Genomic DNA, 21,903 nt, shown 5'->3' on the forward strand with positions numbered 1-21,903 from the left:
GTTGAGAAACGGCCTGAAGGTTCTTACTGCTGAGTTTTGGCATTTAGGCACACCACGCCCTTCTCCTACACCAGGATCAAAAAACGTCTGCCATAAAAATGTACTTCCCATTATTTCAGTTTTCCGATGAATGGGAACCTATCAAAAACCCTTGACGGTGAACCTCAAAGCTAGCGAGGGGAACAGATTTACCATAATACATTTCCATTTTAATAGAGGTACCCAGGGCCTGGAATCGGTGAAATGAACGCTACTATATAGATAACCATTTATGAAAAATGAAGGGGGAAGGAATGAACACTCCCTAGCAATCCAACCATAGAGAGACTGGGCATGGCAGCCGAGGTCGCCCGGATTTTCAGGGGAGCGACCGCCGCGGCCTGCCCTCGAAAGTTTTTCAGGGGGCCGATTGTTCCCTGGAGGAGGATGCCTTGGGATATTTTAAATTAGAGTGGTCTCCTTATAGGAAATCACTAGCTATATATTGATATTTTTCGTTATAATCGCTCATTATTTATATAGTACATATTCTTAATGTTTTTTCATCCTCATATGCATACCTTTTTTACCCAAAATGGCGTATCTTGATAGACTAAACCTCTCAATTTTCTTTCATCCTTAAGTGCGGTGCATGCGAAGAAGTTTGCGAAGCTCGGATCTTCGTTCTTTCCCCCAAGTGCAGTGTCTTAACTCATTTTGGAAAGCCTTGTGGACATCGGTTTGATTGTGGACTGAGAGAATCAAAACGACTGTACATCAATCGACGGATGTTCCCCTAAATTAAGGGCATTTAGAACCAGAGCAACAAAAAGTTGTTGCTCCATTTCCTGAATTATTATAACTATCACCTGTGTGGACTTGTTAAATAAATATAAAGCAGGGGGCAGGGAACCGGAAGATAAGAAAGTTGCATAAATTTAGGTTTCCACTTTTAAGCGAGCGATGCTCAGAAACGCAAAATTAGGAATAGGCGATGTATTTTAATTTTTTCGGGTTACGGACCAAACCATTTAACACCACCCCGGATCCGGATTTTTTGTATCTCAGCCCCGGCCACAAACAGGCGTTGGGTTCGCTGATCTATGGAATAAAGGAAAAAAAAGGATTTATTGCCGTCACCGGCCAAGTTGGTCTTGGAAAAACGACGATTCTCCGATCGTTTCTGAATCAAAATCCTCAGGCCAATCAGGAAACGGTATATCTCCTCAATCCTAACCTGTCATTTACCAACTTACTCAAGACCCTGCTGCGTGAACTGGGACACACCCCCATCGAGGGGGACGATGCCGAAGTGTTGGAACAACTGCATTTCGTCCTCATAGACAAATACCGGGAAGGCCGGACCGTGGTGCTCTTGATTGACGAAGCGCAAAATATGCCGGTGGACACATTAGAACATCTGCGGATGTTGTCAAATTTGGAAACCCCAAAAGACAAGCTCATTCAAATTGTGCTCTTGGGTCAACCGGAATTAGATGCCCTTCTCGATCGGTATGAACTCCGGCAGTTACGGCAACGCATCGCCGTACGAGCCATCATTCAACCCCTCTCCAAGCCGGAAAGTTTTGAATATATCCGGCATCGGTTGGACAAGGCCGGAGGGGAAGGGAAAAAGATTTTTACCAAATCGGCCACAGCCCTAATTGTTCAGGAAGCCAAGGGAATTCCCCGGCGCCTGAATATTCTCTGTGATAATGCCCTGGTCACCGCCTTTGGGTACAACACAGCCTTGGTGACAGCTAAAATTGCCAAAGAGGTGATCGGTGACCTGACCGGCCGACCCGCTCACTCGCTCTGGAAATTAGTCCCCCTGATTGGCTTGGCTCTCATCCTTGTCCTTGGACTGGTCGCGCTCCTGCCCCTGACTGAGTCAAAACTTTCGGATATGTCTTCAATGCCTGGGGCTGGACAACTGGTTAAAGAAACGGAGAATCCGGATCAAGACCTCGCATCTGATCAAGATCTCCTCAGTGTAGAGGAATATACCCCATCCCCTACTCAAACAGGTCCGACCCTGACGGAAAGAGCACAGACCTTCGTAACGCAATCAGTATCTGAAGTCTTTGAGAAATTACGAAACCGGGTCAGCTCGAATGCCGAATTAACCACGACTCAACCCCCTGGCAAAACACCTATAAACCCTGACAACCAGGAAGACCTCCTACTTGCCGGAATGCCACCGGAAAACTTCCAACATGAGGCACCTCCATTTTCAGATGAGCGAGAGGCACCCTCAACCTCAAAGACCGTATTGCCTGAAATCCTTCCCCTCCCACAAGAACACTTCGATCTCTCCACGCAGGAAGAGGTTCTAGTGAAGGCTGAAGCAGGCAGTCCGGAAAATGAAGCGAGCCTTGGTCAGGATGAAACAGCAACACCATTTATCCAGTCAGACCAACATGCACTCCCTGAGCTCTTGATCCAGGAAGAGGGTATAGCGACGGCTGAAGCAAGTAGTATGTTAGAAGGAAATCCGGTACTTCAGGATGAGGCAAAGACACTATCTGAGAATGTCAGTGAGGACAATCTGCTTGGAATGAGTCCTGAAAACCTCAGTGAGCGTGCAGGACAAACCACAGTAGTCGCTGAAAAACAAATCAATCCACCTAGCCAAGATAGCCCTCCTTCGGTCCCTGTCGCACAATCACGTGTGACATCGCAGGAAAGTCCAAGTAAGCCAGAGGTGGGTTCCCCATCTTCACCCGTCACCAGGATCGTGAAAAAGGGTGACACAATGGCAAAATTATTGCATGATGTGTATGGGTCGGCTAGTCCATCTAGAGTTCAATTTGTTCTTGAACATAATCGTCACATTACGAGCGTGCGAAGAATGTATCCGGGACAAAAAATTATATTTCCGCCCTTAAAAGTGTTCGAGAGCAAAAGAAAGGTGCCTGAGGCAGACGTGACTTTGGTGTCGGTTGAAGATAAGCAATTACCTTCTTCGAAAAAAATATTTGCCAGCTCTTCCGAGCAAACCAAACCGAATGAAACCAAGGTTGAGGCCAAACGCGAATCCCCCTATGCTGTGGCTACCGTACAAGAGGGCGATACGCTAGAAAAATTGGTCAAGGTTGTCTATGGGTCGTCTCATCCGAGCTATGTTCAACGTGTTTTGGAGTACAACCCCAAAATACAGAATCCCAAGAAAATCTTTCCGGGGCAGGACATTGCCTTTCCGAAAATTCCTAAGGATGTGAAAACGCAGACAGACCAGACATCTGAAGCCAATCCATCTGAATAAACGGTGAATTAATTTTGCCAAAGTAGCAAAACCTTGAATATTACTGTATGAGAATCGCCAAATGAGTAAAGTATACGAGGCCTTGCAACAGGCCTACGAAAATCAACTAGAAGTCATCAAGATCCATCCAATAGAAGAACGCCCACGTTCGCAGCCGGTCGTCGTTTCCAATTTACCTCCCCTAAAAATGCGCCGAGAGATGGTGCAACTGGAACAACGCCTTGCCGGCCTTCTTCCTGATCCCCAACACAACATTATTCAATTTATCAGTAGCAGAAACCAGGAAGGGGTCTCGACTATTGTTCAGGAGTACGGAAGAGTCCTGGTTGAAACACAGGGGAAGTCCGTGTTGCTGGTGGATGGAGATTCTCAAAAAATAACACAACATCAATTCTTTGGGATTCCTCCAAAAATCTCGTTGCAATATATTATGCGTAATGGAGGGGATTTAGATCAGGCCATCACACCTGTTCAACATTCCCGCTTGTTCCTCGCCATGCTTTCTGGAGACAGTTCAGAAAGCTTGCAACACGAGGTCATCACAAATAAGCGGGATTTGTGGAACCATATACGAAAACAATTCGACATGATTCTCATAGATACCGCACCGATCGATATCTCTGATGAGGGCTTGGAATTGTGTGCAGCCGCTGATGGGGTGGTGATGGTGGTGGAAGCAGAAAAAACCCGCTCACAAGTCATCTCAAATCTCCGAGACCGGATTTCGCACAGTGGTGGAAATCTCCTAGGTATAGTCTTCAATAAGCAGCGTTATTACATTCCAAAGTGGGTCTACAGGCGAATATGACCTTACCATTGAGTCAACTGGTAATTGAACGTCTATCTCCTCCCAGATAATCAAAGAAAAATTTAGCGTCCATTATAGTGAACATGAGCAATCTTCCCTCCCAACCAACCCGCCTCAATCAAGAAAGTGGGTTTTTTAGTCTACGGGATATCCTCACGATTCTATTCAAACACCAGTGGGAAATCATCGCGATCTTCGTATTTTGTACAATGCTTTCCTACATTGTTCCGATGAAGATGACACCGATTTATCGAGCAGAATCAAGTCTTATGGTGAAAATAGGAAGAGAGCACATGTACAATGCGGAAGTAGGAGACCATTCCCCGAAAATGGCTTTTGATCTCCAAGCAGTTGTTGAGCCTGAAATTAAAATTCTCACCAGTCGAGATCTCATCAAAAAGGTTGTGGAGACCATTGGGGTTAAAAGTTTATATCCCGAAATTTTTGAAATGGATAAATTAACCATTTCGCCTCTTGAGGTTGCATTAACGTACTTCCCGGGAAATCTATCTGTAGATAGACCAGGAAAATCGAATGTGATTGTGGTTGGCTTTGAGCACCAAAATCCCCAGGTAGCTGCACAGGTGGTGAATTTACTCGGTGATTTTTTGAAAGAAAAGCATCTTGCCATTTTCAGTAATCCGCAGACCTCCTTTTTGGAAGAGCAGGTGCAAACACTTCGTAAAAATTTGGAACAATCCGAAACCGCTCTGCAAGAATTCAAGAGAGAGCATGGGATTTCTTCCATATTAGATCAACGAAATCTCCTCTTTGACCAACGGCAAACGATAGACAGTAGATCAAAAGCTAATGAGGACCAAGTCCAGGGCTTAAGCTCAAAAATAAACTCCTTAAAAAGGCAGTTACACGATATTCCTCAATACATTCCTATTTCGACTGAAACCGAAAGCGAACACCCGACCATCAATGCCACACGAAACGAGTTGCTGGCTCTCAGGCGAAAAGAACAACAACTTTTAGGAAAATATCAGGAAAGCAGTCGAATGGTTACTGATGTTCGGGAGGAAATAGCTCTAATTCAGACATTAATTAATAAACAAGAAGCCCAAGCCAAAGAGCAGATAAAAACAGTCAGAAACCCTGTCTACCAAGACATTCAGCTAGAGCTTTTGAGTTCAGAATCTGAGTTAACTTCGCTCAAGACCAAGCAAGGAGTCTTTTTGGGACAAATTGTAGAAATTGATAGTCACATTTCACGACTCAATCAATTAGAAAAACAGTTTGACGGACTCCAACGTGAGGTCAACAAAGATAAAGAAAATTTAAAAATTTATGTGGAAAAACTTGAAATGGCAAATATCTCCACAGAGATGGATAAGAAGCAACTTGCAAATGTGAGCGTGATACAATCCGCCTCACCACCAATTTCACCGATTAAACCGAAAAAGTCTCTCATCTTGTACTTCGGTATCGCTTTTGGGTTGCTAAGTGGAGTGGCTTGGGCATTTGTGTCGGAATTCTTCAAGGGCGGATACACAAGACCAGAACAACTCTCGCTTGAGCAGGGAATCCCTGTCCTTGCCAGCATTAATTATAAAAAGTAAGAAAAGTGAATTAAGAACTAGGCCAGGAGATTAAGAAGAAGAAACCAGAGACGTGTTAGCCTATGGTCCCAAACGATAACATGTCGATGGGTAAAGGTCCCAAGTTTCTTCTCTGCCGCATTCTCTGGACAGTTGCCTTCAAATATTATGGCTAATTTTTATGTATAAAATGTCCAATATATTGCTTCCCCAAATACCATATGAATTTAGGGTTGGTCGTAGCGTATCGCTTCCATAAACGTTGAGGTTCAGAAATTAACCTAAAAAACCATTCCATTCCTATTGCACGTATCCACTCCGCGGCCATAGGTTTCTCACCACTGAGAAAATCAAAGACAGCACCAACTCCTACAAGGGTAACATTCAGGTGCTTCACATTAGCGGCCATCCAACGCTCCTGTTTAGGGCATCCTAATCCAACAAAAAGCAATTGCGTACCTGATTCATTTATGAGCCTTATGTCATCAGCAACCTCAAACTCTGTCAAGGCTCTAAACGGTGGTGAAATCATGCATCCTATTTTTATGCCGGGATAATCCCGATTGAGAGTTTCCCGTATACGTGCCAAGGCCGTTTCCGTTCCACCATAGAAACCAATCACAGCGTTTTTGGAATCAGCATACTTTAAAATTTCTTCGGTCAGATCCGCGCCACGAATTTGCTCGACAGATTCATGGCCCAAGAGCTTGAGTGCCAGGGCTATTGGCTTCCCGTCTGGCACAACTAGATCAGCATTTTTAACTACATCTGCAAATGTGGCATTATCCAGACATTCCATGCACATATGCACATTGGAAACGCAAATGTAGCGACCCTTTGCTTCGTTTATCCACTTGAAAACTAGCGAGCTTGTATCATCAAAGGTACCAGTATCAACCCACATTGCAATCACTCTCTGGCGGATAAAGGAACTACCCATAAAAATTTCCCATGCAACTTGTTAGCGACGGGGGTAAACTCATCAACGCTCTAACCTTTCTTCGTTGAAAACCTCCCTACTGGCGAAGGGCCCTTTATTTGCAAAAAGAGTTAGGAAACTAATCATGACACAATTCATACACATTTTGGCAAGAACTCCATTTTTAGGGCGTTTTGTGATCTTCTTATTTCGTATCAAGATAGCGTCCACCTATCTTTTGGGGGAACTGAACAAAGTGCTTCGCTGGCTGTATGGATCCAGGGAAACCACCAATCTAACCTATGACTTAACGGAATTGAATAAGAAGCATCTTGTGTCTTTCCTTGCAAATGTTACACAAAAAAGTTTCGATGAACTGATGGGCTATGTAAATGAAATTGAACAAGATACACATCTTAAGTCTCATATTGAAAATCAAACGGCTAAAAGTTCTTGGTCTATCATCGCAGACAAAGAGGCTCGATACGGTCGCAGAGTTGGCTGGTATGCATTGATTAGGGCCTTTCGTCCGCAAGTCGTTATCGAAACTGGGATTGATAAAGGACTTGGCTCGTGTGTAATCACTGCAGCATTAATGAAAAATTGCAAAGAGGGGCTCCCCGGATTTTATTACGGCACTGACATAAATCCTAAGGCAGGATACTTGTTGTCAGGTGAGTATAAAAAATATGGAGAAATCTTGATCGGAGACTCAATCGAGAGTCTTAATACCTTTAGCAAACCCATTGATCTATTCATAAATGACAGCGCCCATTCTGCGGAATATGAATTGAGGGAATACCACACAATCCAGAATAAACTGACTCAAAATGCGTTTATACTTGGTGACAACTCTCATTGCACCGATAAGTTATTTCAATTTTCGCGAATGACCGGACGAAACTACCTTTTCTTTCAGGAAGTTCCCAAGGATCATTGGTATCCCGGCGCAGGGATTGGAGTGGCGTTCAAAGCTTTTTGAATACCTCACCCTAAAATCCGAGTTAAATTATTGGACTATTACCTGCATATAGATGCTTAGCAGCTGAGCATAGTTTACTTCAGGAGAAAATTTCTCCACGTATCTATTGCGAGCATTTCTCCCCATACGCCGACACTCTCCGGGCCGTTCCAGCAACCAACAAGCCTTGAGTGCAAGATCCCTAGCATCACCAGGCTCAAAAAATAGCCCGGTTATCCCATCTTCAATAATTTCTCCCATGCTTCCCAATTTCGATGCCAGCACCGGCAGCCCATGCGCAAATGCCTCCACAATGACCATTGGGAAACCTTCATACCATTCAGAGGGTACAACCAGGAAGAGAGCCTGGTTCATCAAGGAACGGATATTATCCTGCTCCTGAAAGCCAAGACCCACAATATTGGCCTGCTCTGGCATCTCAGCTTCAAGAGGACCGCAGCCGGCTACCTTGAGGTCATAAGGAGTGTCCAAGGTGGTCCATGCTTTAAAAAGAGTTCTGAGTCCTTTTTCCGGACTGAGCCGTCCAACAAAAAGAGCAAATGGTTCACGAGTTTTCCAATCATCCCGGTTCTTAGGATCAGTAGAGGGTCGTGGATCGACTATGAAGTTGGGCTTCACACTAATCTGGTCTTCAGAAAAGCCGGCCTGAGTGAATTTTGATTTTGAAAATTCTGTGCATGCAATAAAGTGATTCACTTTTTTCGCCCAGGTTCCTAATCGCCGGTGGGTTGAAACCATATGGGCAACAGCCAAACTGCCCAGTTTTGAATTACGATAACAGCCATAAACCGCAGCCTGGTAGGGTGAACCCGTAATACATAGTTCACAAATATTTCCATCTCGCATGAGCAAAGCACCAGGGCAAATGAGTCGATAATTATGGAGGGTCTGCACAACGGCAACACCTTCATCGGCACAAGCATCGTAAATTGATGGACTCAACTGCGGAAAGAAATTGTGAACATGAACAAGCTCGGGGCGAAAGAAGTTTATTGCCTCTCGCAGCTTTGCGCGCCCAATCCTAGAGTAAGTTGCTGTGAAAGCAGTTTTGATCTGCGTGAGAACCCCATTGGGAAGATCCCTATTATCAACAAGCAAAAGTTCAACATCATGACCATGTTGTGTTAATAGAGCATGCTCAGCTTCGACGACATTATCTTCGCCACCGGCCTGCTGATAACGATTATGAACAATCAGGATTCTCATACGAAATTCTTATTAATGAAACAATATTTCTGCTGCATGGTTCCTATCAATAAAAAATACCGTTAGTACTGTTTTTATTTTTTCGATATGCATGTAGGGCAATCAGTGTAAGCTTACCGGCTCGGACGATGCGACCATTTTTCTCCTAGCCCGGCTCTAAGCACGAACCAACACCCGGAAGACGGCTTATTTTTTGAAATCCTAATGGTTTTACTCTTTGGTTGCCACCCACTGGACGCCACCACTTAATAGATTCGGCCAGAAATTATGCACCACACCGAAACGACCATAGCCGACTTTTTTAACCATCTTAAAACCGAACTTCTCTAGCAGCAAGCGCAGGGATCGAAAAGTAAAATAGTGAAAATGCCCGCCATCAAAAAGAATATCACTTCCCAGCCCTTCATTCATTTGGGATGTCGACGGAAAGCGGCCTGCCATAAGCAGAACTCGCTTCTTGAGAAAAGCGATGTTGGGTGTGTTGATTACCAGTAACCCACCCGGTCTTAGCACCCGGTGCATCTCCTCTGCCGCTTTGTAGACATCTGGTATATGCTCGATGGTATCGGCTGAAACGACACGATCGATGGAATTTGATGCAAGCTGAGATAAATCCTCCGCCGTCCCCTGAATCGGCAGGAAACAAAAATCTGCAAGGTTTATTTCTGCATGCGCGAGTCTGTGCTGGGAGTACTCCAAACCAATCAACTTATTAAAACGATGTCTGAACTGATATAAAAGATAACCAGAGCCGCACCCAATATCGAGAATGGCTTCCCCCTTTCCTTCGATCGCCGTGATGGCTTCAAGTCGATTCTTGGGCCAGCTACCAAGGGAAACATCGCGGAAGTTTTCTTTTTGGAGGGATAAATGATAAAACTGATCATACTTGTCTTTCATATGCGCTTCTTATCTATCCTAAAAATGGGTCAGCACCAGCTACGGTAACCATTCATCCTGTAGTCACAGTGTCAGAGTTTCCTTTCCTGTAAACTGGACCCTCTAGCCATGCTCGAATCCCTGCGGTGAAATGATCAACCATATTCTCTAACGAATACTTTTTGGCACTCTCCTCGCAGCCTCGTTGCATGAGTGTTTGCATTGATTCAGAGGTCAAGTATTCGACGACAGCATTTGCATACGCATCTGTCGAATTTGGTGTGATACCACCATTCACTCCATTCACCAGATAAGCAATTTCTGGACTGTGTATGGGTATATCGGTCGTAAACAGTGGCGTGCCGGCAACAAAACTATCGACGACCGCGAGGCCAACCATTCCTGGCATTAACAAGGCCTTACTCATTAAAAAAAATGGAACACGATCCACCCCATGTTTAGGCCCCACGTAATGAAGCCAATGTGTTGTTCTTGCAGCTGTTTCGACGAGATGTTGGTCAGGCCCATCTCCCACAATGATCATCTCAAAATCCGGCAATAAATATTTTATTTTCAAACATGCTTCAAGTAAAAAAAGTATGCGTTTTTCAGAATAAATTCCTCCACAATACAAACACACATTTTTCCCCTTGAGTCCTAAATTGGTTTTAAGTCTCGCTATGGCAGCTTGATCCGTTCTCTCCTTTGCTTCGGAAAATTCGAGGACATCAATGGTGTTCTGAACATTGGTGATTCTATCTTTTGAAAAACCTGCGCCCGCCACGACCTTTGCGCTGATGGAGGTATAGGCAAACCACCAGTCGGCTTGACCTAAAAGGCGGTGCTTAAGACGTTCCCTTGAGCTGTGTTTGTTCTTGGCCTGGAGATTTTTGCCATGTCCCCAATAGGCAATTTGTGGCCGATTTGTGAACTTTCGACGAAGAAGAAGACAATGATTAACAAGCAATCGATTTGCCTGTTCAACAATAATAGAGTCAACACCTAATACGTACTTCAGTACCGGTTGCCAAACAAGCTCTTGCTTCCCGAGTGCCCAATACTGGTTTTCCACTCGCACCGCCCATGGCTCGTCGATGTGTTGGGTCCGGGGCACCGTACCCATTTTTTCCTGTCCATAAATTAATTTAAGACTGATACCATGGAGAGCAAGTTTGTGACGCAACTGACAAAATAACTTTATCCTATAATACGGAAGGATCCTCTGAATAATTAATACGGTTTGCATGAGTTCATATTTGAGGGGAAAAAAGTGATAAGTAATTGAAAAATCCATCAAAGGCAATACGTTCCCAGGCAGGAAAACTTTCGCAGACTACCTTGTCGAAACAATTCGTCAGTCTACCAAAATATCGGGATACCTACCAAAAGTTTTTGTATCCAAAAACTTCGAATTATTGAACGAAAATATCAAATTCCCTAAGGTAAGTTTTTCAGAAATTAAATTTCACTGCTACCATCAATGCTGTCTGTTCCAACAACTTAATTAGGATGTAGTTTCAACAAGGGTTACCAGCCAAGGTTATCCAACTACATATTCCTGTTGTTCGGCGGTGAGGATTGCCACTTGTCTCTCAAGTAAGATGACGAATAAAAAAATATGTGTGCCGGACCCCACAAGCGATCCTTGCTTAAAAGACAACAAAAAGGCAAAAACAAAACTGGCGACAAGCGTGGCCCAAATGCCCCGTTGAATAGGATCGTGCTTTACAAGACTATATGCGTTGCGTATTGTCCGAATGGATACCCATAAAAGTCCAAGAAAAATTCCCAAACCGAAAATTCCTTCTTCCCCTAATACTTCTATCGGAACCATGTGCGGATAAAAGCCCACAATGTTACCTGCAAATGAAGCCGAATTCCCGAGGCCCAAAATAAGCGCTGCAGGATCGCCTGATGATGCCCTCCACCAATGATGGAGTAATTGCGAAGCCATTTGAACCCGTCCCTCCCAATCCGATTGAAATGTAGATGACGACCAACGGTCCTCAATTGCAGTAAAGGAATTGAGAGCATAGAGAGACAGTGAAGCCAAGCCTATCCCCAGAAGAGCCCAAACCACATATTGCTTCAGGTTGGATACTGGTCTGCTAAAGGGCAAAAACACAAGCGGAATAGTGACCATCAGGATAAATTGTCCGCGAGTCTCAGATTTCATTACCAGAATGATACTTGCTACTATCGCGATAAGTTTTATTCCCGTCCATTTCCAACTTTTTTCATGATTGAGCAAGATCGCCGCCAATGTGACCAACCCTGCCATTTCAGGGAATGCCAGTGGATCCCAGATCGTTTCGCTGGGATCCCAAAATGTCCCAATGAACCGATTGTCCCAATCCACAAATAAATCAACGAGAGTCGCTAATACAGCACCAAGGTATAGAATTGCAGATAAACCATCTTGTAAATCGGTTGGGTGTCGGAATAACAATGGTAACAGGAGCACATTAAGGACCATATAGGGCCAGCTGTAATTCCACTGCTCCATCCCTTTTTCAAATGCCGGGGACCAGGAGAGGGAGATTGCGGCATAAAGAAACAGGCAGATCGTTATTATCTGCACCCAAGGGAGCCTTTGAGTCGGCCGAAAGGCAAATGGCTGAGCACGAAATATACCCAGCCCAACCAAGGCAACCATGAACAAGTTGGTGAATTTTTCATAATGGAAGAAGAAGGGGTGGGCCATCTGTCCCCAGAAATCAAGAACCTTCACGCATATCAGACTGGCCAAAGCAATCGCTGGACGGAGCCAGGTTCCTACAAGTAGTGCAATGAGGATGCAAACATATATACCGAGGGTAACCATACAGTCAGCTTAGATAATCTCAATTCGAAATAACTGCGGAATAGACATCGGATCTAATTCACTTGAAGACTGCGTAGATAGAGGATAAGTAAAGTTTGAGGTCATACTTATGAATGGCATTTTTTCAGGAAGGCTGATTTGGTTTTTACCAATTTTCCTGTATGGAATATCCTTCCCCTTCTGGAGATGGTCACACTCAATACACGATTTTGATTTCAAAATTTTGAGCTTTAATGCCTAAAACCTTGGATAGAACTAGATTTCCTTGGGCTCACCCCTCAACGGATTCGACCAGGATTCTTGAAAAGTTTTCCAGATTATGTGAGGCGTAGGCTAAACGGCCGTTTTCCCCGTATTGTTGTGCGATGTTGACATTCCGACTTAGCTCTCCAATGGCAGTGGCAATTGCCGTGGCATTAGAGGCAGTCACAACAATGCCGGAGCTGAATCGTTCGGTTAAAAACCCGATTAAACCCTCATCACTCGCAATAACCGGTAGTCCCATGACACCCGCTTGCACGAGCACCCCGCTCATGTGGTAATGCCCTTGATAGCCAAGCCAAACCACATCAGCAGCTGAGAATACCATATTTTCCTCATCCACACTTAGATATCGGTTCATTTGATGAATCCGACCACTCATTTTTAAATTATTGGCCAACGGAGACAAAAGAAATTTCTCTACTTCTTCATCCTGCTTTCCTGCCAACAACAAGCATCCTTCGGAAGGAAAGCTCCGGTCCTCCATTGCCCGTATTAAAACTTCAATCCCTTTACGTAAGGATAGCGCCCCGTAAACCAGGACGATGAACCCATGTTTCGAAATTCCTAATTCCTGCCTTGCCTGCTCTCGGCTCATTGAACGTTTTGTTTCCGTACTGTCTGGAATAAAAACCAAACGGGAGCCTTGAAGGAGCGACAGATTTTCAGTGTACTCCTTCAGTGTCACATCAATCGTAAATAGGGCTTGCAGGAATGAATTCCGAAGGAGTCGAAAAAACAATCGTTCTTTAACCGAATCCAAACTACCAGGGGGAGCTTTGACACCACATGCAGAATGATGGAATCCTGCCCTCATTACGAGCCCCGCCCAGGGGGTTTTGGCAAAAGGCGAACCGAGAATCGCAAAGGCGTAAGTGCAATAATCCAGGTAAGGCAGCATAACGAAATCAATCTGACAATTTTCTAATCCCCGCTTGTATAAATCCTGAAAAATCCTTCTAAATTTGATCATTTTATGTATCATCTTAAAGAAATTTCTGTCGGAGGTGTCGAATCTTTGGAGGTCACAGGTAATGAACGAAATATTTTTGTCCTGTGTCGATAACATCGCTTGAACTGTCGGATGATGAAGACTCTCCTTGAACGTGCCAACCTGTACTTGATGTCCTTTTTTGATAAGGGCATAAACCATCCATTGAAGATAGATACCGTGATGCCCACTCACAAAAGGTTCTATAATCAGAATATTCACAGGCTTTGGACCAATGTGTTATTTACTGACAATTTGCTGGATGGATTTCAAATACAATTTTTGAAATTCCCTAATCCCAATGGGCTTTTCGCAATCAGAAATCTCAAATGCGTTTCATTGAATGCTGTCAGGTGAAGTTATCAATCATCATCTGGAAATTTATCGACACCCATCAGGAAATTGTAAATCGAATTCTGGATACAATTGAGAATTTATAATATTTAACTTATGAAAGCAGCTCATGCTGCAAAAACTACTTTTCAAACTTGTTTTGAAGGGAAAATAGATGAAATTGTTGGACCAATGCTTTCAGTCACCGCTAAAAGTCTCTAATGCAAGCAGCATGGCATTCAGCGAATCCACCATTTAAATTTCTTTGAAGGTCATCTCTTAGCAAACTATGGGGAAATGGAGTCATAAAAATTAAGTTTTATACGCTTGATAGGTTCCCCTGTAACGGAAAAGAAAATGCAATGACCTTTATTTCGCAAAATTAATTATCGTTGTCAGCTATTCTCTTTAAGGTAATGCTGAAAGCAGGAAGCAACGTCCTGCCACATTTGTTCATTGGGTAAGACCATTTCCTTTTTGAAGTTTTGCAAAGTCTGCCTGATAGTCGCATTGTGAGTCTCGTTCAAACATTCTGCAATAAGATCGAGGAGTTCTTCGCTTGTTTGATCGGGATCGAAGTTTAAATTGGGAATGCCGAAATCCAATAAAAGATGGGAGTATTTGTGGGCCCAACCAATTGCAATAGCAGGCACACCAGACGATAGCGCTGCAACCAACGCATGAAATCTTGATCCGACAACTAAATCGGCGTTTGAAATAATTCCTTTTGCGCGTTTTGGAGTCACATTGGTGACAACTTCAACACGCGGTGAATCGAGTCTGTCGGCGAGTTGATGCGCAATAGCAAGATCGCCACCACCTGGCGCATGGCTTAGAAGGACAATGTCACGATTTAGTGCAAGCGCTCTTTGCCCAGCTTGAGTCAATAATTGAAGGTAACGTGAACCCCACTTTTTGGCTCCCTTATCGAACATTCGTTCATTTGGAATAATGCAAGCGAAGGGGGGTCGGGCTTCAACGAATTCTCCAGACGAGAAAATGGTAATGTCTGGTGCGAGCTTTACCTTTGCTTGGTCCTCAAGGATTTCATTAATCGCCAAAAGGGAACTTCTATCTCGAACATAAATGCGATCGATGTACGGCAAAAAATTCAAGGTTTCTCGCTTGACTTTCTCATTTTCAAATGGTCCCATCATTTGGGGAAGCATGATTACTGGTTTGCCGCGATCATGTAAAAAGCGAAATCGACGCCCACAAACTCTAGAAATATCCGGTCCCCAATGATCCCCAAATGCATAGCCGGAGATGTCAATCATGGCATCGACTTTGTGGCGAGGAACGATTCCAAGAATGCGCTGCAATTCGTCCGGTATCAATCGTTCGAAGAACGGTGCGGTAAGGTATTTGATGGGATTTCGCCGCCAAGTTTGTGGCAAGACGGTTTTTAAATTATAGGTTGCGGCTATTTCGTAAGTCGTACCGGGGCTCGGTAGTGCGCAGAATTCAATCGGGCCAAGATGAGATAGGCGACTCGACAGTTCTGAAATAACTGTTTCCAGCATGAGCCAAGCACCGTAATTATGGAAACCAGCGCCGTGAATTTGAATGATCATTGGGCGTAGATTCGGATTTCGTCAAGAGCCTTTTTTTGAGAGTAGGGAACTTGTCCTTTAGGGTCCGCGTAGCCGAAAGAAATTGAAAGTATTGGGCGTTCGTGCTTCGCAAGGCCAAGACGTTTTTCCATCAACTTTTCTCTTGCCTCAATATCTGGCCAATTAATGCAACATGAGCTTACACCTTGTACCTCTAATGCGAACTGAAATGCCATGGCCGCAAGTGCAGAATCGATGTAAATCACATGTCTGTCGCGGTCGTCCGAAAAAGCATCCAATTGGCCAACAATAACGGCAATGGCAGGGAAATTTTGGCTGAATCCAATCGTACCCATTGGTATGCTGCCAACGTCGGAAGCTGACAGCTGGTTATCAAAAATTATAAAGCGGAATGGTTGTCGATTGCAGGCGCTTGGTGAGAGCATTGCAACCTCCATAGCCTGATCAATAATGGCACGAGACACAGGTTTTTGTAGATACCAGCGGCAACTTCGTCGATATTGTGCGAGCTTATGTAATTGATTAATAGAAATATCGGGAATGTCCTCACTCTTTCTGGTGTAGGGGCAAAAAGGAGAAGAATCGTCCCTGTCGGTGCTTTTAAGCAGGTTTATTGTTCTGAATTTTTTTTTGCAAGTAACTATGGTTGGATGCTCCCTAGTTATTGAGAAATAATGATCGAGAACGTCGTGAGCCCATTTGAGCAACAGTTCATTTTCTTTCTTGATTTTTTGTCGTTGACGATTGGAAAGTGCATCGAAAATAACAACCGTTTCAGCAATATAATCTAAAGCAAAATCGTCCCGCCTAGGCCTCATAATCAGACCTTTTTCTAAGCGATGTATGTTTCGTCTTAATTTGAATTCAGCACCATGACTTTGGCTTCGTTCAACTTCATCCATATGTTTGTACCTGCCCGCAAAGATTGCGCCATGATCGCGACGGAATCGTCCGCTTAGAAAACACCAAAGATCGGCAAATATAGGTACTCGTGAACAAAAACCAATCAGTTCTCTGTAGAAGACTGATTGCTCATAACGATTGAGCAAATAGCGGAAGATGCGTTTGAAAAAGTAAATCACTTTTGTTGCGCTAATTTTTCCCGAGAACGAAAGCGAAGCGTTTTGGCATGACGCTTTGCACAAAGTCCCGCAAACCAAGTCTAAAATAATTGTCCAGCCAGAGGGATCCCAAAGAAAAAGTAGACAGCAAAACACACCCACCAATCATTAGACGCAGAGCATATAGGTGGGGGGTAATTACTGACATCGAAATCCACGCAGCAACTCCCGAAAGTGTGGCAATACAAATTGGAATGATTAGGCATTTAAAAATTTCACGGCCGGAAATGTTGACGACATGAATAATCAAGAAATACCGAAGTGCTTGAGCGGAAAGGCCGATCAACGCTAATGAAAGAACAGTCCCCATGATTCCGTAACGAATGGATATTGGAATTAGTCCAACTAGGAACAAGATCAACATAAAAAACTGAAAGACGGTTGCAATTGCCGGCCTGCCGATCCCAAGAAATAGTACACTATTTGACGCTCCTAAACCTCGACAGGCTCCCCATATGGCTAAAGGAGGTAACAGAGTTGCCATCATTTTGTACTCCGGTCCAAAGAATAATGCCGTGAAATCCTCGGCAAGAATTGCAAATCCTACAATCGAAAGTGAAGCAAGAAAACTTGAGGAGGCCAGAATTCGAAGAAATGCCGAAGAAAGTCTTGTATGTTGGTGTTGCAGCTGGCTGTAGGCAGGAAGCGCTGTTCCTCCAATTACGGCCATAACCTCCATAATTGGGCCACAAGCCAATGCATAAGCAATCTGATAAACAGCTAGATCTTCAAGTGTAAGTAATTTACCGATAACTATATCGCCTCCTCTCACTAGGGTAAAGCTTAAGATTGCTGAAATGAAAACCCATACACCAAAGGAGAATAGCTCGTAAGACTTGGACATTGAGAACGAAAAATTACCCCAACGTTTTTCTAAAACAAAACTGGCTATTGCCGTAAATATTGCAGCACCTACCCGACCCCAAACTAAAGCAATAGCAGAAGGTGTTTGAAGCGCAACTAGCAAAGATAGAATTAAATCAACGAACGCACTACCCACTTGGATTCCGACTACCTTACTAAACCGAAGCTCTCTATGAAGCAACACCAAACCAATGTTTTGAATGCCAAAGCAAACTGGTACGAGTGCCAGAATGTAAAGTAGACTGGCAACACCAGCTTTATCAAAGAATACTTCAAAATTATCAGCGAGAAGTAGAGTTGCAATGCTGAGGATAATTCCACGCACCACCTGAGTTACCCATGCAGTTCCTAGGTATTCTTGAACATTCCCTTTTCGTTGAATTAATGCGGTCTGCATGCCAGTTTGTGAGAGCGTCTCTAGCAACTGCATTACAACGGCAGCCAAGCCAAATAGACCAATCTGGTCTTGTGGTAAGATAGCAGCGAGAAGAATTAGTCTTACGGTTGTGAGCAGCCGAGCGAAAACCTTGGCACCAGCCAACCAGAGAGCACCCATTGCGACCTGCTTGCCGAAATTCTTTCCTATTTCATCCATATTTTGTAAAAATGAGACGCTGCGATTTCTTGAAATAGGGGTCTAGTGCCCCCCAACAACGTAGCGGTACCCAGCGCTGCTTCCTTTAATCTACCGTTTCGATTAGACTATTCGCATGTTCAGACGAGTTGCTTTTCAGGTAGGGTGTTCGTAAACACAACTCTCATTAATTAGTTTTTGAGCTGAATTGGTTGAGAAACTTGTCCTATTGTCGTACATTTTGCCTGACATAATCGACAAGATTCCGCGACACAAGCACTCCGGAAGGTCGGTTCCAAGTACTTTAGGAATATTAGGTGAATGCATTTTCAACCGGTTCATTGGTGTCCACTAATTCTAATAAACTGTCACACAGAGATATTTGAAAATTTTAGAAAGGTCTAGCCTAAGTTTCAGTGCCTGCCATATCCTAACCCCACAATATTTGATCCATGTTTGCACCGGTAAAGAAATTCTGTAGAAAAAAACAAAATTCCGAAATTCATCTCTAGCGGTCTGTGGTAATTCAGAAACATCCTCTTTCCTACAAAGCCCGATATCTTCCCCCTTTATACCCATAATTACATTCATCTCCGCTGGTCTTAATTCAAGGGCAAAGCCTTGCACCCGCTTCTTTGCTGCCTTGGATGTTAGAATGTAACTTTTTGCAACTCTTTTTAAATTTTTTGTTCCATATATATCTACTTCAAAATCGTAGCACTGCAGCTCCTTACATAATCTAGAAAGTCGATCACTTGATAGTTCACAGTAGGTATCATACACAGCAATGGAGTCATCAATGTCCCCAAATTCAAATTTCCTCCTATTTAACTCTAAGGGAACTTGGAATGATGAGTTTTTCAACATATTCGTGCCGCTTTCACCAAAGTTTGTGGTCAGTGAAATGTATGGATAGACGAAGTATTTGTCCTGAGCAATCATGTATGAATTGAAATATTTCTTCCACGAGGATTCTGGCCACGCGGCTATTTTTTCTGGGAGGTTTCGTAAACCATCTCCATTTTTATTTTTCGCATACCACTCCATAAACCGGCTCCATTGCTTATCCGTCCAGGCCTGCCCAGAGGATGCAGGGTGCTGCATAAAATACACATCCCATTTATCCTTAATTGGGTTAAATGGGAATCGATCTGCACTCGTTTGAATAAAACCATGGGCATATAAAGAGATACCTGAAATACGGCTATCATTTTGATAAAAATTAATGGCTTGAACTCCATATTGGTAGAAGCAAGGTGAAATATATAAATCATCCTCAAGCAATATAATCGATCCATATTCATCAGTCAGTTGCCCACATGCAAGTATATGTTTATGGAGGCCGAGATTTTCATCCCTCAGGATGACCCTCTTCTTGCCATACTTCCAAATAAAAGAAGTAGCAATTTCAGCTACCGAAGAGGGCCCTCCATAGTCCACACTCAAAACAAGATCGACTGCTTCTGCCTGTAAATCTGCATTTAATGATTCAAGTAGCCTTTGCAATGCATTGGGACGATTAAAGGCCACGACGACTACAGCCGGTTTATAGTTCATAAAACTCGTTTCAAATCAATTAATATTTACCGATTTCATGAAACGGTATTTGGTTAAATCCAAATTCTAATGACTTAGATTTTGAATCGACTTGAAAATTAGATTTCATAACAGTATTAAAGTTTGGCGTACCTTCTTCAAAATTCTGATTGAATTCAATCAATCCTTCTGCTTCAGGAAGAATCAGCAATTTTCCTGATTTAAGAAATAGATTATGTTCAACAAGATTTCCAAGTGGGTGCCCAGGCTTTTCATTCAAAATATTCACTAATTGAGGATAACGAGTGCTCCATGGCGGCTTCTTGTATGGCATTGCAAGAAGTGCTTTCATCGTTTGACCGTTAGGCTGGATATGGGAACTTTTTGGTTTAGCTCCACGGCCATCTATATACACATTAAGATTGGTATTAGAAAAAATGTTGTTAACAATTCGATTATCCCTACCACCACCTAATAGTATCCCCCTTTGTACATTGTGAAATATATTTCCCTGAATCAAAAATCCGCTCGCCAAATCGTCAAGATACACTGCTTGAATGGCTCCTCCAGCAATTGGGACTAAATCATGGAAATAATTATATCTCACAATATGCCCACGTTCTGTCCAATCTCTTCCAATATAAATAGCACCGGAATCGCTTGTTTCTTTGACCACATTATAAATTTCGTTGTATTCAACAATATGATCATTCCCGCCGAGTTTTATAGCATTATGAGGCATGTCGTAGAGTTCATTATGACTAATCGTGACTCCAACACTCTTGCTGAGAACAATACCGGGGCTTCCGGATTGAATCACTCCAATATGGTGAATGACATTGTTATCAATAATATGGTTCGCCGGGGTTAAAGTGAGTCGGTCGCCGGCCTTCCTAATCAGAATCCCACCCTGCCCAGCGTCCTTAATCTCTGAATTTTTAATTTCATGATTGAACCCTCGTTCAATATTCACCGCATACCCAGCACTATTACGGAAGGTATTTTTCGCAAAAAGAACTCTTTTCCCGTCTTTTATGGACACCAGAGTGTTTCGTGATTCTTCAATGAAGATATCTTGAAATGTTACCCACGAGGTATCATTAAAGGAAAGGACAAGTGGAAGAATGGATAATTCCACCGTCTGAGGTTCCAGCGGTCCTGGAGGATAAAAATATATTTTCTTTGTGTTTCTATCGAAAAACCATTCACCAGGCGAATCAATTTCTGAAAGGAGATTTAAGGCAAAATAGCGTTGGCCGTCCCGATGTCCATATTTATGAAAAGAGTAAGGAGTTGGGTGTAGGATATCTGGGGATTCAGGGGCGGCCTTGATTGTCTTCGTTACAGTATCAATCGTTTCAATTTTTTCGAACGCATTCGCCCAATCCCAGAAAAAGAAGCCATTGAGATAAATATCGGCTTCAGCAAACCATCGCTCTGGGCGTGAGCCGAAATAGGTGAAATGGGCTTCAACGGTTCCCGTTTTTCTATGGCTTGTAATTTTTGTAGGTCCTACAGCGCGATCAATATTTGTATAGCCTGCATTCGGCCACCGAGATAACGGCATTCGCTTACTGTCATAAAACAACTCTAACAGGTTTGCATTATTGGCCTGTGGCCATTGACCTTGGAGAAATACCGGAACAGGTTCTCCAAAATCTACGTCTTTCCAACCATTGAGATCAGCTTCAACAATATGTGGACGAGCAGAGCTTTCTAAACGCGAAAGGATAGCCTCATCCGTAACCGGAACAAATCCATTAACTTTTCGCCCACCGGAAATACTTACCGTCTCCCCAGGCTTGCTTCGATAGATAATCGGAAATTTCTCACTCCCAGAATCCTTCTCATCAAATTCAACAGGTGCATCCAAATAATACGTTCCCTTTTCAAGCCAAACCGTTATGGATTCTTTGGGAGGCAACCCCTTTTTATATTCCCTTACCGCTTGCCTAACCTCATTTAATGATTGACCAGCATGCGTCACAAAAAATTCTGCTGCATAGGCACCAGGAGTAACAATGAATACGAATAAACCCAGAACAACGAAAAAACGCATATTAGTAATCGATCTCATCTTACGAAGGGTCCACAAAAAAACTTCCCTAAGATCCAAACTTCCTTCGCTCTGATCGGATGCACTTTCAGTGGCCCTCTTTCGGACACCTCGTCAAAAATTCCAATGCCTTTTTATGCATTTTCCCTGTTTTGTTAATAGCTACACCGGCTAAGAGTGCGCGATG

General features: G+C 43.4%; 15 protein-coding genes. 4 read left to right on the forward strand and 11 right to left on the reverse strand.

Annotated elements, in window-relative coordinates; genetic code table 11:
- The first annotated feature begins 973 nt into the window (after positions 1-973).
- The 3 genes from PQG83_RS10020 (at position 974) to PQG83_RS10030 (ending at position 5,617) form a co-directional block, all read left to right on the forward strand.
- Positions 974-3,244 carry an AAA family ATPase gene (locus PQG83_RS10020; RefSeq protein ID WP_312748988.1) on the forward strand — a complete coding sequence of 757 codons (2,271 nt, stop codon included), beginning with the start codon at positions 974-976 and terminating at the stop codon, positions 3,242-3,244.
- A 61-nt stretch (positions 3,245-3,305) separates the two neighbouring features.
- Positions 3,306-4,052 carry a CpsD/CapB family tyrosine-protein kinase gene (locus PQG83_RS10025; RefSeq protein ID WP_312748989.1) on the forward strand — a complete coding sequence of 249 codons (747 nt, stop codon included), beginning with the start codon at positions 3,306-3,308 and terminating at the stop codon, positions 4,050-4,052.
- Between the two features lie 83 nt (positions 4,053-4,135).
- Positions 4,136-5,617, forward strand: a complete 1,482-nt coding sequence (locus PQG83_RS10030; RefSeq protein WP_312748991.1) for a GumC family protein — start codon at positions 4,136-4,138, stop codon at positions 5,615-5,617.
- Between the two features lie 151 nt (positions 5,618-5,768).
- Here PQG83_RS10030 and PQG83_RS10035 read toward each other — a convergent pair whose 3' ends face one another.
- A complete protein-coding gene (locus tag PQG83_RS10035) occupies positions 5,769-6,536 on the reverse strand; it encodes a WecB/TagA/CpsF family glycosyltransferase (RefSeq protein ID WP_312748992.1) in 768 nt (255 codons plus the stop codon).
- Between the two features lie 124 nt (positions 6,537-6,660).
- Here PQG83_RS10035 and PQG83_RS10040 point away from each other — a divergent pair, with 124 nt between their 5' ends.
- Positions 6,661-7,497 (forward strand): class I SAM-dependent methyltransferase, encoded by an 837-nt coding sequence (locus PQG83_RS10040; protein WP_312748994.1) that lies wholly within the window; start codon positions 6,661-6,663, stop codon positions 7,495-7,497.
- A 27-nt stretch (positions 7,498-7,524) separates the two neighbouring features.
- Here the strand turns inward: PQG83_RS10040 and PQG83_RS10045 are convergent, their stop codons facing one another.
- The 10 genes from PQG83_RS10045 to PQG83_RS10090 form a co-directional block, all read right to left on the reverse strand.
- Positions 7,525-8,703 (reverse strand): glycosyltransferase family 4 protein, encoded by a 1,179-nt coding sequence (locus PQG83_RS10045; protein WP_312748995.1) that lies wholly within the window; start codon positions 8,701-8,703, stop codon positions 7,525-7,527.
- Positions 8,704-8,913: 210 nt separating this feature from the next.
- A complete protein-coding gene (locus PQG83_RS10050; RefSeq protein ID WP_312748996.1) occupies positions 8,914-9,603 on the reverse strand; it encodes a class I SAM-dependent methyltransferase in 690 nt (229 codons plus the stop codon).
- A gap of 52 nt (positions 9,604-9,655) precedes the next feature.
- Entirely contained in the window at positions 9,656-10,876 is a 1,221-nt protein-coding gene (locus PQG83_RS10055; RefSeq protein ID WP_312748998.1) for a glycosyltransferase family 4 protein, read from the reverse strand.
- A 246-nt stretch (positions 10,877-11,122) separates the two neighbouring features.
- A complete protein-coding gene (locus PQG83_RS10060; RefSeq protein ID WP_312749001.1) occupies positions 11,123-12,286 on the reverse strand; it encodes an O-antigen ligase family protein in 1,164 nt (387 codons plus the stop codon).
- A 391-nt stretch (positions 12,287-12,677) separates the two neighbouring features.
- Complete coding sequence (locus PQG83_RS10065; RefSeq protein ID WP_312749002.1) at positions 12,678-13,640, reverse strand: glycosyltransferase; 963 nt, start codon at positions 13,638-13,640, stop codon at positions 12,678-12,680.
- Positions 13,641-14,386: 746 nt separating this feature from the next.
- Positions 14,387-15,565 (reverse strand): polysaccharide pyruvyl transferase family protein, encoded by a 1,179-nt coding sequence (locus tag PQG83_RS10070; protein WP_312749003.1) that lies wholly within the window; start codon positions 15,563-15,565, stop codon positions 14,387-14,389.
- Positions 15,562-16,467: a nitroreductase family protein gene (locus PQG83_RS10075; RefSeq protein ID WP_312749005.1), complete on the reverse strand. Its 906-nt coding sequence runs from the start codon at positions 16,465-16,467 to the stop codon at positions 15,562-15,564. The genes PQG83_RS10070 and PQG83_RS10075 overlap by 4 nt, the downstream gene beginning before the upstream one ends.
- A gap of 190 nt (positions 16,468-16,657) precedes the next feature.
- Entirely contained in the window at positions 16,658-18,145 is a 1,488-nt protein-coding gene (locus PQG83_RS10080; protein ID WP_312749007.1) for an oligosaccharide flippase family protein, read from the reverse strand.
- Between the two features lie 336 nt (positions 18,146-18,481).
- Complete coding sequence (locus PQG83_RS10085) at positions 18,482-19,681, reverse strand: glycosyltransferase (protein ID WP_312749008.1); 1,200 nt, start codon at positions 19,679-19,681, stop codon at positions 18,482-18,484.
- Between the two features lie 19 nt (positions 19,682-19,700).
- On the reverse strand, positions 19,701-21,737 hold the full coding sequence (locus tag PQG83_RS10090) for a right-handed parallel beta-helix repeat-containing protein (protein ID WP_312749010.1): 2,037 nt from the start codon (positions 21,735-21,737) through the stop codon (positions 19,701-19,703).
- Between the last annotated feature and the right edge of the window lie 166 nt (positions 21,738-21,903).

The sequence above is a fragment of the Candidatus Nitrospira neomarina genome (genome assembly GCF_032051675.1).
Classification (GTDB): domain Bacteria; phylum Nitrospirota; class Nitrospiria; order Nitrospirales; family UBA8639; genus Nitrospira_E; species Nitrospira_E neomarina.